Consider the following 14197-nt stretch of genomic DNA (forward strand, 5'->3'; position numbering starts at 1 on the left):
ACCGTCGCACCGGTGACGCGGACGCTCACTTCACGGTCGTGGACCGGGCATCAGAAAGCCGCCGCGAATGTGGAGCACGATCATGCCCGCGTCCGTGCCGAGTACCAGCTTCGGATCGAAGTCGAAGTAGACGATGTTGCCAGCGACTATCTCCTCTTGGCTGCCATGCTCGCTCGTGACCCGACCCGTTCCGTGGGTCACGAAGAGGCCCTCGCCGTCGTCGTCGCCCTTGGTGAGGACGAGTTCAGCTCCTGGTTCCAAGGTGAGCGAGCGGATCGAGACGCCCACGGGAAGATGGATGAACTCTGCGACGCTCACGCCGGCGACGCCCGGGACGCCTCGCATACGGTCGGTCATTCGCACGACTCTGGCCACCGCGCGATCATAGGGAAAAGCCAGGCCGCCGGTATCACCGGCAGCGCAAGCCCGGCCGACGGACTTCCCGTTTTCGGACAAGCCCTGCCAATCATCCCGTACCGTATCGATCATGACCGAGCCGTTCACGACGAGCACCGGACCCGCCGTCCTCGACGACCTTCGCGCGCGGCTGCGGGCGACGCGGTGGCCGGACGCGCCCGAGGACGCAGGCTGGTCGCAGGGCGCCGACGTGGCGTACCTACGCAACCTCGCCGCCTACTGGGCCGACGGCTTCGACTGGCCGGCGCAGGAGGCGGCGCTGAACCGACTGCCCCGCTACCGGACCACGCTCGGCGGGCACCGCGTCCACTTCGTCCACGCCCGCGCCAACGCGCCGGCCGGAAGGGCGCTGCCGCTGATCCTGAGCCACGGCTGGCCAGACTCCTTCTGGCGGTACACCAAAGTCATCTCGCTGCTGACGGACCCCGCCGCGCACGGAGGAGACCCCGCCGACGCCTTCGACGTCGTCGTGCCGGACATGCCCGGCTACGGCTACTCCGACCGGCCTGTCGGGACGCCGCCGGACACCATCGCGGTCGCCGGGCTGTGGGCCGAGCTCATGGGCCGCCTCGGCTACGAGCGCTTCGGTGCGGCCGGCGGTGATATCGGCAGCGGGGTGAGCCGCTACCTCGCCCTTGACCACCCCGGCCGGGTCGTGGCCGTGCACCGCATGGATGCGGGCCTGCCCGTCTACCTCGGCGACCGCGCCGACCTCGCGCCCGAGGAGCGCGACTTTCTCGACGGCGCCGCTGGCTGGGCCGCGGCCGAGGGTGCCTACGCCGCCATGCACCGCACCAAGCCGCAGACCGCCGCCGTCGGGCTCAACGACTCGCCGGCCGGGCTCGTCGCCTGGATCGTGGAGAAGCTGCGCGCGTGGAGCGACTGCGGCGGCGACGTGGAACGAGCGTTCACCCGCGACGAGATTCTCACCAACGTCACCATCTACTGGCTCACCGGAACGATCGGATCGGCGATGCGGATGTACCGCGTGAACGGTGCCATCCCGCCCGCGCAGCATGCCCGCCGGGTCGAGGTGCCGTCTGGCTTCTCGCTGTTCCCCGCCGACCTTGTCCGGCCGCCGCGGGCCTGGCTCGACCGGATCGCCAATACGGTGCGGGTGAGCGAGCACGCAGGCGGCGGGCACTTCGCCCCGTTCGAGCAGCCGCACGTGTACGCCGAGGAACTGCGCGAGTTCTTCCGGCCCTACCGTCCCTAGGGAATGCCTGAGCCGATGCAGGCCCGCATATGCCGCGCCCCGCAGCCTCGGGCCAGGGGTAGCGGGGCGCGGCGGAGGGGCCGGTCAGCTGACGCCGGTGACGGCCTTGACCAGGTTGATGCCGAAGTAGATCACGAATGCGACGGCGACCGCCCACATCAGCGGGTGGATCTGGCGGGCCTTGCCCTGCGCGACCCGGATCACCACCCAACTGACGAAGCCGGCGCCGATGCCGTTGGTGATCGAGTAGGTGAACGGCATGAGGGTCATTGTCAGAAAGGCCGGAACGGCGACACCCACGTCGGTGAAGTCGATGTCCTTGACCTGGCGAATCATCAGCGCGCCGACGACCACCAGGGCCGGGCCGGCGGCCTCGCTCGGCACCAGCGTCACCAGCGGGGTGAGTAGCAGCGCGCCGAGGAAGAGCACGCCGGTGACCACGCTGGTCAGGCCGGTGCGGCCACCGTCCGCGATGCCGGAGGAGGACTCCACGTAGGTGGTGGCGGAGGAGGCGCTGCCCGCGCCGCCGGCGACCGCGGCGACACCGTCGACGAAGAGCACCTTGCCCAGCCGGGGCATGTCGGTGCCGTCCTCAGTGGCCAGGTTGGCCTGCTTGGCCAGGCCGACGGTGGTGCCCATCACGTCGAAGAAGTCGGCCAGGACGAGGGTGAAGACCAGCAGCAGCGCGGTCATCACGCCGGCGTGCGCGAACGCGCTGAACGACACGTTGCCGAGCAGGTGCAGGTCGGGCTTCTGGACCAGCGGGTCCGGCAGGGTCGGGACGTTGAGCCGCCACCCGTCCGGATTGGGCTTGCCGTCGACGAGGGCCGGGCCGGGCTTGGTGAACGCGTTGACGATCACGGCGACGGCCGTGGTGGCCACGATGCCGATCAGGACGCCGGCCTTCACCTTGCGGGCGGCCAGGATGCCGGTGACCAGCAGGCCGACCACGAAGACGACCGTGGGCCAGCCGTGCAGCGTGCCGTTGCTGCCCGAGCCGAGCTGCAGCGGTACGCCGGTGCCGGCCCGGACCAGACCGCCGTCGACGAAGCCGATCAGCGCGATGAACAGGCCGATACCGGCGGCGATGGCCGCCTTCAGCTCGGCGGGGATGGCCCTGAAGACGGCCTTCCGGAAGCCGGTCAGCACCAGCACGGTGATGATCAGACCCTCGATCACCACCAGACCCATCGCCTCGGCCCAGGTCATCTGGGAGGCCACGGCGTACGCGACGAAAGCGTTCAGGCCCAGACCGGTCGCCACGGCGAACGGGACCCGGCCGACGACACCCATCATGATCGTCATGACCGCGGCGACGAGCGCGGTGACCCCGGCGACCGGCGCAATGCCGAGCAGGTTGCCGTCCTTGTCCGGGGCGGTGCCGATGATCAGCGGGTTGAGCACGACGATGTACGCCATCGTCGCGAACGTGGTGAGCCCGGCAAGCATCTCGCGCTTGACCGTCGAGCCCCTGCGGGTGATCTCGAAGTATCGGTCGAGGCGGCCACGTGCGGCGGGTTCCGCCGGCTCGACCGGGGCAGCAGGATCGTTCGTAGTCACGCTCATGGCGTGGCTTGCTCCGTTCCGGGTTGGCCCGCCGGTCGCGCCGGTCGGGCGTTGGGGTTGCAGCCGCTCCGATTCGGTTGGCCCGGAGAACGTCGCAACGGCTGGGCTCCACGGATCCCGTGAAGCACTTCGAAGGCGCACCCCGGTCGGAGCACGACTTCGCAGCGCCACTTTAACTGCCGGTTAACAGCGATTGACCTGCCCCTGTGCGTCGCCCTGAGGCGAGGTGGGCAAGGTCACGTCCCGGCCCCGTGGTGGGCGAGCTAGTCGGCGTTCATCGCCTCGGCCTGCCGCCGGTGCCGGGGGCGGACCGCTGCCCCGGGCTGCAGGGCGAGGCCGAGGACGCACGGGCCTCTATATTGGCGCGATGCTCGTGGGACTCGATGAGATCGACTGGTCGGCGTGCGAGGGGCCTACGGCCCGGCCACAGAGGCGCCGGACATCCTGCGGGCGATGGCTGACCCGGATCTGGAGGCCGCCGACGAGGGCCGGGACGGTTTCTACTCGTCGATCTGGCATCAGGGCAGCGTTTATCCAGTGACCGTGGTGGCCGTACCGTTCCTGGTCGAGCTGGATATCCCGCGCAGGGCCGGGCACTCCGTTGCCCGATCTCGTGTCCGCTGCGGTGGTTGACTACCTGGAATCACGGACGGTGCGAACGCGTTGGGTGTATAGCGGCCGTGGCGGCGCGAGCGAGGGCCGCGACGGACGGGGATGTGCTATGCGCGGGCCAGGCGAGCATGAGGACGACCGGCTGAACGTCCGTCATCGGAACCGCGGTGAGATCGTCGCGTAGCGGCGTCGTCAGTACGCGGGGGAGCACGGCGACTTTGCGCCCGAGGGCGATCAGGTGCATCAGTGCGCTGAGGCTCTTCATCGCGCTGGGATCGCCTGGCTTGCGGTGCAGGTTTTCGCCCGCCAGGTCGGCCATTTGCAGGCTCGCCCGTCGTGCGAGTGGGTGGGACCTGGGTAGCACAGCGACCGGTGCCTCTGTCAGCAGTGTTTCGGTGTCCAGCCCACGTAACTCGTCGGGCGGCGCGTACAGCAGCGCTGCATCCGCCCGTCCTTCGCGCAGCATACTGGCGCTGTCGGCGTCGAAGACCACCTCGACCGGCAGTACCTCTGACTCGCGTTCGTACGCGGCGAGGATAGTCGGGAGCAGACCCCCGTCACCGCCGGGCTTCATGGCCAGTATCAGGCGCGGCTCGGGGATGCCGGCCCGCTGCGTACGCAGCGCCGCGGCGGATACCGCGTCCAGCGCGACGCGTGCCTCGCGGGTCAGGACCCGGCCGGCCTCGGTCAGCGTGACCGCGCGGCTGGTCCGCTCGAACAGGGTGACGCCCAGCCTGCGTTCCAGTTGTCGGATCGTCTTGGACACTGCCGGCTGCGCGATGCCCAGTCGGGTCGCGGCGCGGCCGAAGTGCAGCTCGTCGGCAACCGCCAAGAAGTACGCCAGTTCCCGTGTCTCCAACGGCTCCATTCCTTCAGGTTATCGATCGTTGCCCTTTCGGTCTTGGACGTATTGCGCACACCGGTGATGAGGTGAGGCCATCCCGCCACGTTGCCGGTGGGGCGAATCCCTCGTCCAAGGAGATCACCATGCCCGCAATCGCGCTCGTTGCCGCCGGGGCTCGCCTCGGCTTGTCTCTCGGGAGGATCTTCGGCGGTCACGGCTTCGATATCGCGCTGATCGCCCGCTCGAAAGAGCGACTCGCTGAGCTCACCGAGAAACTGGCGACCGAAGGTGTCAAGGCGGCCGGCTTTCCCGCCGATGTCACCGACCGTTCCGCATTGGCCGCCGCCCTGGACAGCGCCGCGGGACGGTTCGGCGGAATCGACGTGCTGCACTACTCCGCCCCAGCCGCAGGAAACAGCGAGGCTGCGCGCAGCACCGCAGCCCTGGACGTCACCGTGAACAACCTCGGGCCGCAGATCGAAAGCATCTGCTACGGCGCGATCACCGCGACACGTACAGTGCTGCCAGCAATGCTGGCCGCCGGCACCGGAACACTGCTGTACACCACCGGCGCGTCGTCGGTCACACCTGCGCCGGTGTTCGTCAGCGCCGGTATGGCGGGCGCGGCCCTACGCAAATGGGCCCTCACCCTCAACGGCGCACTGGCCGACAAGGGAATCTACGCCGGCCATGTCGCGATCGGCGTATGGATCGCCGGCACGCCGGGCGCCCCAGAAGGCGCCCCGCTCAAGCAACCCGACGACATCGCACGCCTCTACTGGGACCTGCACACCAGCCGCGAGCCCGCCGATCACCTCATCTCCACCTGAGCGGTCGGTCCACATAGCCCCGACGTTGTGCCGATGAAAGAGGTCGCCAGGTTTGATCGCCGTGGCGACATCGACGCGAGATGTGCGGTCGGAGTATTGACCGTTCGCGTCACTGCCGGTACTTATGGTTGCGGCGACGACAGGAGCATGTCCCATCGTGACCACGTAACAGCAGCAGGAGTACGAACGCAAACTCGTACATGTTGACCTAAGTGGTTTTGGCGGACCCGTAACCGGGATCAGCCTCCCCATCCACGAGCAGATGCTGGCCACTGAGTTTCTGGACAGCGTCTGGATCAACCTTGCAGACGAGGTAGACGCGTTCACCTACGGCATCAACTGGGTGCTACGCGACCGCGCCTCCGGCAAGGTAGTATACCCAGAGTTTACTGGAAGCCGCGTGCAACAGATGGAGCTGCACGCCGCCGACGCGCGTACGGTCTCTGACATTGGCGTACGTCCCGGGACCAGATATTGGCCGTCAATCGCATGCTTCGACAGCCCGTATTCGATGACGCGACAACCCGCCCGATGTACCGCCGCCGAATTGCGGCGAGCGTGCGAATGTCTGGGCGGGACTACTTCGGTTGCGGCTGCGGCGCGTACTGCTGACAGGCCACGAGGGCCGGTCCCAGCGACGGGTTGTCGCGCATGCCCTCCGGCATGTCGATGACACCGTCGGTACCCGGATCCGGGTAGTTCGGCATGCCGTGCTCGCGTACGCACTGTGCGTACTGTCGCAGCCTTGCCATCTCGGCGGCCGTTGGCTCTCGCTTGACCCGCGATGCCCGCAGTGCCTGCCTGAGGGGGTCTTCGCAGGCCGGGACGTTCACGGTGGCCGGGTCCACCGGGACGGACCAATCGCCGTGCGAGTCCTGCACCGGGTCCGGGAATTCGGGGTGCCCGTTGCTGCGCACGCACTGCACGTAGGTGACCCAGGCCGCGTGCGAATCAGCGGCGGACGCGGTCGGAGTTGGTTCGGCGGTATTGGCCGAACCGCCATCGCACGCGGCGATCGCGAGGATCGCCCCTGCCAGCACAGTGAGCAGTCGAGCGCCTTCCGATCCGTGCGGATTCATAGCGTCATGCTGTGCCCGAGGGTTGCGGTTGACTTCCCCCAAACGGGGCAGGCGCTCGCTGGAATTTGGGGGACCATCGATGATGATCTCGCGGTCCCTCCTAGCCTCCCAGCTGCGCTGGGGATACAACAAGGCGAACTGCTTGATGAGCGGATACCCGCTGTGACTGCGCGTCGAGCGAACGGCCCATGCTGTGCCCTCTGCCGGAGCGACGGCGACCGGCCGTAGTCTGCTGTGATCATCTGCGCTGGAGGCGAGGATCTTTGGGCGCGAAGACCCGACCCCGCGCAGGCCATTGACCTCGTGCGTGAGTTGCATCCCGGCTACGGCGTAACACCGATCGGCGACGGCTCGCTCCTGGCGATGATTGGACATCCGGATCAGCCGCCGTCAGGGCGCGCAGGAGACACTGGTCCTGTCGATCGTGGCACGATCCAAACGTGACGGATCCAGCTCGCGAGCTCGCCGATCTCCGCGCCTGGCTTACGGTGGCGCTTCGCCTGGCGCAGCGGGAACTCGGGCCCGAGGGCCTCACGATCCTCAGCGTGCCGTCCGATCGCGAGTTGATCGATGAGGTCAGACGGCTGCGGCGACTGGCCGATCAGGCGAGTTCGGCGAAGCCGCCGGTCGAGTGACATCCGCTAATGCCGCGATGAACTCACTACGGACTGTTGCGACGAGTTGAGGATGCCGGCTCGCGGACATGACCGATGAGCGCGAACTGCTCCAGCTGTCGGCATAGCCGGTAACGTGCCCATTCACTAGGAAGGGTCGCAGATGGACGCGCTGATCGGTCGCAGGCTTGTGAAGGTCGTGCGGCTGGCCTGGCATTGGGCGGACGAACCCGACGATCTCAGTGTTGGGCCGGTGCAGCTTGTGTTCGATGACGGTCGAGGCCTCTTACTCGCCGGCCGGAGCGACTGGACCCTCGAGCTCGTGGAGACCTACCCGGGCGACGACAGATGGCTCGCCCCCTACGACTACGACTACGACGGTGGGCGTTGGTTGTCGCGGGACGCCTCGACGGAACCACCGTTTGCCTCAGTCATCGCGAGGCCCCTCAATGAACTGAGGCCGATTCGCAACGGGGTCAACGAGGTGATTGGACTCAGGCTGGACCTCGATGGCCAAATACTGACGCTCAAGACGTGGCAGGGAGAGGTCAAAACCTGACTGGCCAGGGTATCCGCACATGCCGCCGACCCGCGAGCGCAAGGTCGGCGAACTCCGTCACGCCGCGCGACGAGCGTCGGGGTCAGGCCGGTGCGGTGAACTGCCGATGAGCGCGCATCCGATCTTGGTGGATCAACGCGGAAATCGGTTGCCGCGGCCGCGCTGTCCGGCTTCGTCTGGCGTGGCCACGTGGGTGTGATCGGCACGTAGAGAGAGGTGAATGCAGCATAGACATCGTCGAGCTGGTCTTGACCCGTGCGGCTGCTGATCCCCGCCGTCCGCGGTGTGATCCTGACCGGTTCGCGCGCCCGTGGCGTGGCCACCCCGCGATCCGACTGCGACGTGACGATCGTGGTTGCTTCAATCAACTTTACCGGGTGGTCAAGAGTCACCGGGACGGCTCTGCGGAGGCCGCATACCTGGACGAGGTTGAGAGCGTGCCCTGGCTGCTGGAGACCGTTTTCGCGTTGCACGGGCGGCTTCGGCCCTACAACAAGTACCTCCAATGGGAACTGGACAACTTCCCGCTGCCGGACTCCTGGAACACCGCCCTCGCGCCGGCGCGAGTCGTCGCCCGGTCACTTGCGCTGTTTCCTGCGGTCGAAGCCTTGGTCCGTCGCCACGGACACGCGGACGTGCTCGACGCCTGGGGCAGCGATATCGAACTCATCCGTTCATTCGCAGAGGGAGCTGGTTCCGAGCCGCTTGAGGTGACTCGGGCAGCTCGGAAGTCCCGCTGATCTGCCGCGATCCAGGCGCTACGCACTGTCACCGCCGTACGGCTTGTTAGTGCTTGGTCGTGTCGCGATGTCACGCTGCGGCCGGACTGCCAGAATTGTGATTGAGGAGCCGGTACGCGGGTGAGGAGAGGTCATGAGCGACTGGAACGAAAAGATCATCGTTGAGTTTCGCGCCAATGGTGGGCAGGTGGGTGGTCAGTTCGCCGGCGCGCCGCTGCTGCTGTTGCACACGGTCGGCGCCAAGAGCGGCCAGCCTCGCGTGAACCCGGTGATGTACCAGACGGTGGACGGCGGCTACGCCGTGTTCGCGTCCAAGGGCGGTGCGCCCACCGATCCCGACTGGTACTTCAACCTGCTCGCTCATCCGCAGGTCCAAGCGGAGATCGGTACGGGCAAGGTCGAGTTGGTCGCCAGAGTTGCCGTAGGGGACGAGCGGGAGCGGATCTGGAGCGCGCAGAAGGCGGCGTATCCAGGCTTTGCCGACTACGAGCGGAAGACCACCCGCCAGATCCCGGTCGTCGTACTGGAACCTGCGCCGTAGGCCGTCACCTCGCCTATACGACGCGAACCGTGAGGTTTCTCCGACGGCGTCGAGCCGGGATACTGCAGTGCATGAGGTTCGCCGGTGTGCGGCGGATGGTGCGGGGCTGGTGGGCGCGAGCTCGCGGGTGGTGGCTGATCAGCGGGGCGGCGGCCGTGGCTGCACTGGTCTCCGCTGCCGGCCACCGGTATAGCGGGCTCGGCGCTTCGCTCGTCGTGGCCGTGGTCGGTGCGATTGCCGGCGTCGTCGCGGATCGGGGCCGGACGCGGCTGGCGTCGGGTGCGGCAGGGGCCGGGCTTGGTACCACTGTCCCGGCCATCGCCCGTGTGGACCGGTTGACCGACCCCATCCGGATGGGCGTGCACCGCGCTGAGGCGCTCGACAGCACGCCGGATCGCGTGCCGCCGTTTGTGCCGCGGGATCGCCTGCCTCAGGTGGAGGCGGCGCTTCGGGAGGGCGGGTTCCTGCTCGTCACGGGCGACTCGACGGCCGGCAAGACTCGTCTGGTGTTCGAGGCGATGCGCCGGACTCTGCCCGGCCATGTGTGTGTAGACCCGCGAGGCCCGGACGGGCTCGCCGCAGCGGTCACTGCGGCGAGACGGCATCGACCGAGTGTGCTGTGGCTGGATGACCTGGAGCGCTACCTCGGCCAGGGCGGGCTGACCCAGACAGTGGTCGGCGACCTGCTGGACGTCCCAGGCGACGTAGTCATCCTCGCCACGATCCGCGCTCACGAGCGCGACGCGCTGAGCCATCGGTACGATGCGGAACGGCCCACGACGGAACGGCCAATGGCCCGTGCCGGGCGCGAGGTCCTGGCCGCCGTCACGCACGAGGTGCGCCTGGAGCGGCTATGGAGCCACGACGAGCTCACCCGGGCGGGAGAGTTCCGCCACGACCCGCGGATCGCGCGCGCCCTGGACGGAGCCCATCGGCACGGTGTGGCCGAGCGGCTGGCAGCCGGCCCGCGCCTGCTCGATGCACTGCACGACGCGTGGGCGGTCGGTCCTCGTACCCGTGCCGCAGCGCTGGTCACCGCCGCGGTCGACGTACGGCGTACCGGCTACCACCGGCCATTCCCCCTCGACCGGCTCCGGGCGCTGCATGAGCATTACCTGCTGGAACTCGGGGGTCCGGCGCTACGGCCCGGGCCCTGGCAGGCTGCTCTGGACTGGGCCACCCAGCCGCTGTACGGCACGAGCAGCCTCCTCGAACCGGCATCCGGCGCGGGCTATCTCGCCTTCGATTATCTCGTCGATGCCGCCGCGCGAGATCCGGACGCGCGGCCTGTCCCGGAGTACACCTGGCTGGCGGTGATGGATCACGCGGAGCCGAGGGACCTCGTCGAGGTCGTGTGGCAGGCTTCGTACGCCGGGTTGCCGGACCTTGCGGTGCCGGCGTTCGACAAGGCGCTCGCGGCCCGGGCCTACGACGCAGCGGCGGCCATCGCGTACTGCCTGGGCGAGGCGGGCCGGGAGGACGAGGCGGTCGCGCGGTTCGAGGCGGTCCTGGCAGCAGCGCGGGAGGACGCGTCTGCCGACCCGTTGCGGCTGCTGCAGATGCGGCTCGACTTGGCGTGGCAGCTGGGCGAGAAGGTCGCTGGACAGGGCCAGCCGGAGCGAGCACTGCAACTGCTGCGAGACGCGGCCCGGGAGGCCGAGACGTTGCTCGGCTCCGATCATGCCACGACGCTGGACGCGCAGCGACTTCTCGCCCGTCAGCTGGGCGCAGTCGGCGAGCCGGAAGCGGCGCTCGCGCTCGCCGCCGACGTGGCGGGGCGCGCCCGCGAGCAGCTCGGCACGCGGCATCACGACTACTGGTCGGCGCGATTTGAGGTCGCGATCTGGACCAGCGAGGTGCATGGTCCGGGGGCCGGCTCGGCGGTGTTCCAGAAGCTCGCCGTCGATGCGGAGGCGTGCGACCCGGTGCCGTGGGCGCTGCTCGCCGACTGCTGGTGGAACCTGGCTGGCTGCCTCCTCGACACCGGCGAGCCGACCGCCGCCCGCGATGCGGCCCGGCGGGCGGTCGAGGCGTCGGCCAGGACATACGGACCGGCGCACGTACGGACATTGCGCAAACGCGAGACGCTCGTCGACGCTGTCGGTGTCTCAGGTGACGCAGTACTCGCCGGGCAGTTGGCCGCCGAACTGCTGGCCGACTCGATTCACGCGCTGGGCGAGACGCACCCGATCACCCTGGCGGCTCGCGCCACCACCGAGCGGTGGCCATAACCAGCCACGAGGTCGCCGCGCTGCCGAATTGAGTAGCCGTGCCAAACTCGACACGATCACTGGTGAAGGGCGTAGTGGATGCCGGACGTGAGCGTGAACGACGTCGTTGAGGTGCGGGTGCCGGTGCAGATCGACTCGATCGTGGATCTGGCGCCGGTCGCCAATGACCGAACGTGGCTTGTCCTCGACCAGACGGGCCGCATCGGGCGATGGAACATCCAAACCGGCGCATACGAGCATCTGGCGCATTCAACCGTACCGAATGAAGAAGGCCGGGCGCCGTGGAACGGCCGCAGTGTACGACGGCGGCTGCACACGTGCGTCGATGCAACGTTCGCCGCGGTGGTCAACGACTACGCCCGCTTCGGTGAGGTGATCGATCTGAGATCCGGCCGGGTCACCATGACGCTGGACAACCACGGTTACCACGAGGAGACCGTACCGTTCTCGCTGGCCTTCACCCGCCATGTCGGACAGATTGTGGTCATCCACCGCACCGAGTGGAACCGCCTGGACGCGTCCATCGCCGCCACCGGTCAATCGTTGACCGATCGGTCGCCGACCTTCCACGGACAGGACGAACCGCGGCCCGAACACTACCTCGACTACTTTCATGGAGCCCTGTATCTCAGTCCCGACGGCCAGCGAATTCTCGACGACGGTTGGATCTGGCATCCGGTCGGCTTTCCCGCTGTCTGGAGCGTCGAGCGGTGGCTCACCGACAACGTGTGGGAATCGGAGGACGGCCCGAGCCGGACTGATGTCTGCGGCCGCGAGTACTACTGGGACCAGGCGATGACCTGGATCGACTCCGTTCGGGTCGCCGTCGAGGGCGTCGGCGACGACGCCGACGACATCCAGCCGGGCGCCCGGATCTTCGACACCACCCGCCTTGGTTCAGGCGGGCAATGGCGGTTACCAACCGCGGTCGAGCTCGGCAGCTTCCCCGCAGCGACCGGGCGGTTCTTCAGCGATGGTATCCACTTGTTCACCTCCGACGCCGTTGGGCTGCACATCTGGAATCTCGCCGACGGCACCCGCCTGACCACCTTGCACGGCTTCTCGCCGACGCATCACCACCGAAGCGGCCGCCAACTGCTGCAACTTGCCGACACGACCGTGCGGATCTGGACCTACTGACAACGAAGCCCCCGCCTCATGAGGGCCCGGTGCACCGACGAGCCCTGGCCCGGTCGATGACGAGACCTTATGGGCACCGGCGCCGACGCGGTCGTCGACGGCGAGCTCAAGTTGCGCGGGCCGCGGGCGCTGCGGGTGGTGGACGCGCCGGTTATGCCCGCGTCAATCGCGGCCACACCCAGGTCGGGTCCCGCCGGGCTACGGCGCGAGCAGGCGGTCGATGGCGGCCTTGATCTCCTCGGGGGTCACCCCGCGCTCGCCCATGAGATGCTCGAACAGGCTCGACGCGAACGGCGCGAGCAGGAGATGCGCCAGGACCGCCGGATCCGAGCCGGGGTTGATCTCCTGTAGCAGCACCGATACGTGGGTGTGCATGGTGAGGTAGGCGCCGCTGTGATAGCGGGCCTTCGACGAGGCGGCCTCGGCCGCGCTGATGATCGTGCGCTGCTCGACGATCCGGTCGGCGACCGCGTGGAGGAAGGCGCGCAGCCGGTCGGCCGGCGGGGCGCCCGGTCCGAGCGGCGGCGGGCCGGTCAGGAACGCCTCCTGGAAGCGCCGCTCGCCCTCGTCGAGCAGGGCGAACAGGAGCTGGCTCACATCGCCGAAGCGCCGGTAGACGGTGCCGACGCCTATCCCGGCCGCGTGCGCCACCGCGTTCATGGTGACCGCCTCCGGCCCCTCCTGGACGACCAACCGGGCCGCCGCGTCGAGGATCTTCCGCCGGTTGCGGGCCGCGTCCGAGCGTTCCAGCGGGGGTTGACCGGTCACGGGGAGCTCGGCGGGGGCCATAGCCTGAGGTTACCGGATGATGATCCACTTTGGGGGTTGCGAAACGGATTCCTATCCGATTTACTGGGTGCTGAGCGAAACGGATAGGTATCCGATTCATTCCCGGGAAGGGGCTTCGCCATGCGTGCCAAAATCGCGGTCATCTACTACTCCTCGACCGGGAACGTCCACGAGCTCGCCAAGGCGGCCGCCGAAGGCGCGGAGAAGGTCGGCGCCGAGGTCCGGCTACGACGGGTTCCCGAGCTCGCCCCCGACTCGGCCATCGACGCCAATCCCGCCTGGCGAGCGCACGTCACGGCCACGCAGGACGTCGAGGTCGCCACGCTCGACGACCTGGTCTGGGCGGACGGTTACGCGTTCGGTTCGCCGACCCGCTACGGCAACATCGCGTCGCAGCTGAAGCAGTTCATCGACACCACTGGCAGCCTGTGGCAGGCCGGCGCCATGGCGAACAAGCCGGCCACCGGCTTCACCAGCGCGTACAACATGCACGGCGGCAACGAGTCGACGCTGCTCGCCCTGTACAACACCTTCCACCACTGGGGCTCGATCATCGTGGCGCCCGGCTACGCCGACCCGGTCGTCTACCCGGCGGGCGGAAACCCTTACGGCACCTCGCACCCGGGCGGCGGCACCCCATCGGAGGAGACCCTCGCCGCAGCCCGCTACCAGGGGGAACGGCTGGCGACCATCACCGCCCGCCTGCTCGCCGGCGCGGCACAGGCGGCCTAACCAGCTGCCGCCGACGGCGCGCAATGCCGTCGAGAAATCCGCCTGCCTGGTTGGCGAGATCGGACCATACTGCGTCTGGACCGGTGGCAGAGCCGGGTTATCGCAGCGCCCAGAGTCGAAGGCCGGGCACGCACGGGCGGCTCGAAGGTGCGTGGGGCCGCTGGCGTGCCATGCCCCACCGGGGGTTCAAATCCCCTCCGGTCCGACAGCATCCTGATCTGCTTGACCCGCTAGGGGTTTCGTCGAGCGTCACGGGATGTTCACACCTTGCCGGTCGCGCGACATAC

The 14197-nt window shown here is 68.4% G+C and carries 15 protein-coding genes, 1 tRNA gene and 2 pseudogenes; 13 read left to right on the top strand and 5 right to left on the bottom strand.

Annotation, left to right across the window (positions count from 1 at the left end; all coding sequences use genetic code 11):
* Positions 1 to 30: 30 nt before the first annotated feature.
* Complete coding sequence (locus ACGFI8_RS37930) at positions 31 to 504, bottom strand: hypothetical protein (protein WP_392812078.1); 474 nt, start codon at positions 502 to 504, stop codon at positions 31 to 33.
* Between ACGFI8_RS37930 and ACGFI8_RS37935 the strand changes: the two genes are divergently transcribed.
* Positions 488 to 1633 carry an epoxide hydrolase family protein gene (locus tag ACGFI8_RS37935; RefSeq protein WP_392812080.1) on the top strand — a complete coding sequence of 382 codons (1146 nt, stop codon included), beginning with the start codon at positions 488 to 490 and terminating at the stop codon, positions 1631 to 1633. The genes ACGFI8_RS37930 and ACGFI8_RS37935 overlap by 17 nt on opposite strands.
* An 84-nt stretch (positions 1634 to 1717) precedes the next feature.
* Here the strand turns inward: ACGFI8_RS37935 and ACGFI8_RS37940 are convergent, their stop codons facing one another.
* Positions 1718 to 3199, bottom strand: a complete 1482-nt coding sequence (locus tag ACGFI8_RS37940) for an NCS2 family permease (protein WP_392812082.1) — start codon at positions 3197 to 3199, stop codon at positions 1718 to 1720.
* Between the two features lie 453 nt (positions 3200 to 3652).
* Here ACGFI8_RS37940 and ACGFI8_RS37945 point away from each other — a divergent pair, with 453 nt between their 5' ends.
* Positions 3653 to 3832 carry a hypothetical protein gene (locus ACGFI8_RS37945; RefSeq protein ID WP_392812083.1) on the top strand — a complete coding sequence of 60 codons (180 nt, stop codon included), beginning with the start codon at positions 3653 to 3655 and terminating at the stop codon, positions 3830 to 3832.
* A gap of 10 nt (positions 3833 to 3842) precedes the next feature.
* Here the strand turns inward: ACGFI8_RS37945 and ACGFI8_RS37950 are convergent, their stop codons facing one another.
* A complete protein-coding gene (locus ACGFI8_RS37950; RefSeq protein WP_392812085.1) occupies positions 3843 to 4679 on the bottom strand; it encodes a LysR family transcriptional regulator in 837 nt (278 codons plus the stop codon).
* Between the two features lie 119 nt (positions 4680 to 4798).
* On the opposite strand from ACGFI8_RS37950, the gene ACGFI8_RS37955 reads away from it, so the two are divergent.
* On the top strand, positions 4799 to 5485 hold the full coding sequence (locus ACGFI8_RS37955; protein ID WP_392812087.1) for an SDR family NAD(P)-dependent oxidoreductase: 687 nt from the start codon (positions 4799 to 4801) through the stop codon (positions 5483 to 5485).
* A 578-nt stretch (positions 5486 to 6063) separates the two neighbouring features.
* On the opposite strand, the gene ACGFI8_RS37960 is transcribed toward ACGFI8_RS37955, so the two are convergent.
* On the bottom strand, positions 6064 to 6564 hold the full coding sequence (locus ACGFI8_RS37960) for a hypothetical protein (RefSeq protein WP_392812089.1): 501 nt from the start codon (positions 6562 to 6564) through the stop codon (positions 6064 to 6066).
* A 440-nt stretch (positions 6565 to 7004) separates the two neighbouring features.
* On the opposite strand from ACGFI8_RS37960, the gene ACGFI8_RS37965 reads away from it, so the two are divergent.
* The 8 genes and pseudogenes from ACGFI8_RS37965 to ACGFI8_RS38000 form a co-directional block, all read left to right on the top strand.
* On the top strand, positions 7005 to 7199 hold the full coding sequence (locus ACGFI8_RS37965) for a hypothetical protein (protein WP_392812090.1): 195 nt from the start codon (positions 7005 to 7007) through the stop codon (positions 7197 to 7199).
* 142 nt (positions 7200 to 7341) lie between these two features.
* A complete protein-coding gene (locus ACGFI8_RS37970; RefSeq protein ID WP_392812091.1) occupies positions 7342 to 7737 on the top strand; it encodes a hypothetical protein in 396 nt (131 codons plus the stop codon).
* 285 nt (positions 7738 to 8022) lie between these two features.
* Positions 8023 to 8082: pseudogene (locus ACGFI8_RS37975) on the top strand (nucleotidyltransferase domain-containing protein); the annotation flags it as partial.
* A 92-nt stretch (positions 8083 to 8174) separates the two neighbouring features.
* Positions 8175 to 8477 (top strand): hypothetical protein, encoded by a 303-nt coding sequence (locus ACGFI8_RS37980; protein ID WP_392812142.1) that lies wholly within the window; start codon positions 8175 to 8177, stop codon positions 8475 to 8477.
* 133 nt (positions 8478 to 8610) lie between these two features.
* Entirely contained in the window at positions 8611 to 9018 is a 408-nt protein-coding gene (locus ACGFI8_RS37985) for a nitroreductase family deazaflavin-dependent oxidoreductase (protein ID WP_392812092.1), read from the top strand.
* A gap of 71 nt (positions 9019 to 9089) precedes the next feature.
* Entirely contained in the window at positions 9090 to 11249 is a 2160-nt protein-coding gene (locus tag ACGFI8_RS37990; protein WP_392812094.1) for a tetratricopeptide repeat protein, read from the top strand.
* Between the two features lie 87 nt (positions 11250 to 11336).
* Positions 11337 to 12389 (top strand): hypothetical protein, encoded by a 1053-nt coding sequence (locus ACGFI8_RS37995; protein WP_392812096.1) that lies wholly within the window; start codon positions 11337 to 11339, stop codon positions 12387 to 12389.
* Between the two features lie 69 nt (positions 12390 to 12458).
* Positions 12459 to 12557 (top strand): annotated as a pseudogene (locus ACGFI8_RS38000) (GMC oxidoreductase); the annotation flags it as partial.
* Between the two features lie 30 nt (positions 12558 to 12587).
* On the opposite strand, the gene ACGFI8_RS38005 reads toward ACGFI8_RS38000, so the two are convergent.
* Entirely contained in the window at positions 12588 to 13178 is a 591-nt protein-coding gene (locus ACGFI8_RS38005) for a TetR/AcrR family transcriptional regulator (protein WP_392812097.1), read from the bottom strand.
* A 120-nt stretch (positions 13179 to 13298) separates the two neighbouring features.
* Between ACGFI8_RS38005 and wrbA the strand changes: the two genes are divergently transcribed.
* Positions 13299 to 13910: an NAD(P)H:quinone oxidoreductase gene (gene wrbA / locus ACGFI8_RS38010; RefSeq protein ID WP_392812098.1), complete on the top strand. Its 612-nt coding sequence runs from the start codon at positions 13299 to 13301 to the stop codon at positions 13908 to 13910.
* Between the two features lie 77 nt (positions 13911 to 13987).
* Positions 13988 to 14115 (top strand) — tRNA-OTHER (locus ACGFI8_RS38015).
* Positions 14116 to 14197 lie beyond the last annotated feature (82 nt).

It is taken from the genome of Dactylosporangium sp. NPDC048998 (genome assembly GCF_043197855.1).
GTDB lineage: Bacteria > Actinomycetota > Actinomycetes > Mycobacteriales > Micromonosporaceae > Dactylosporangium.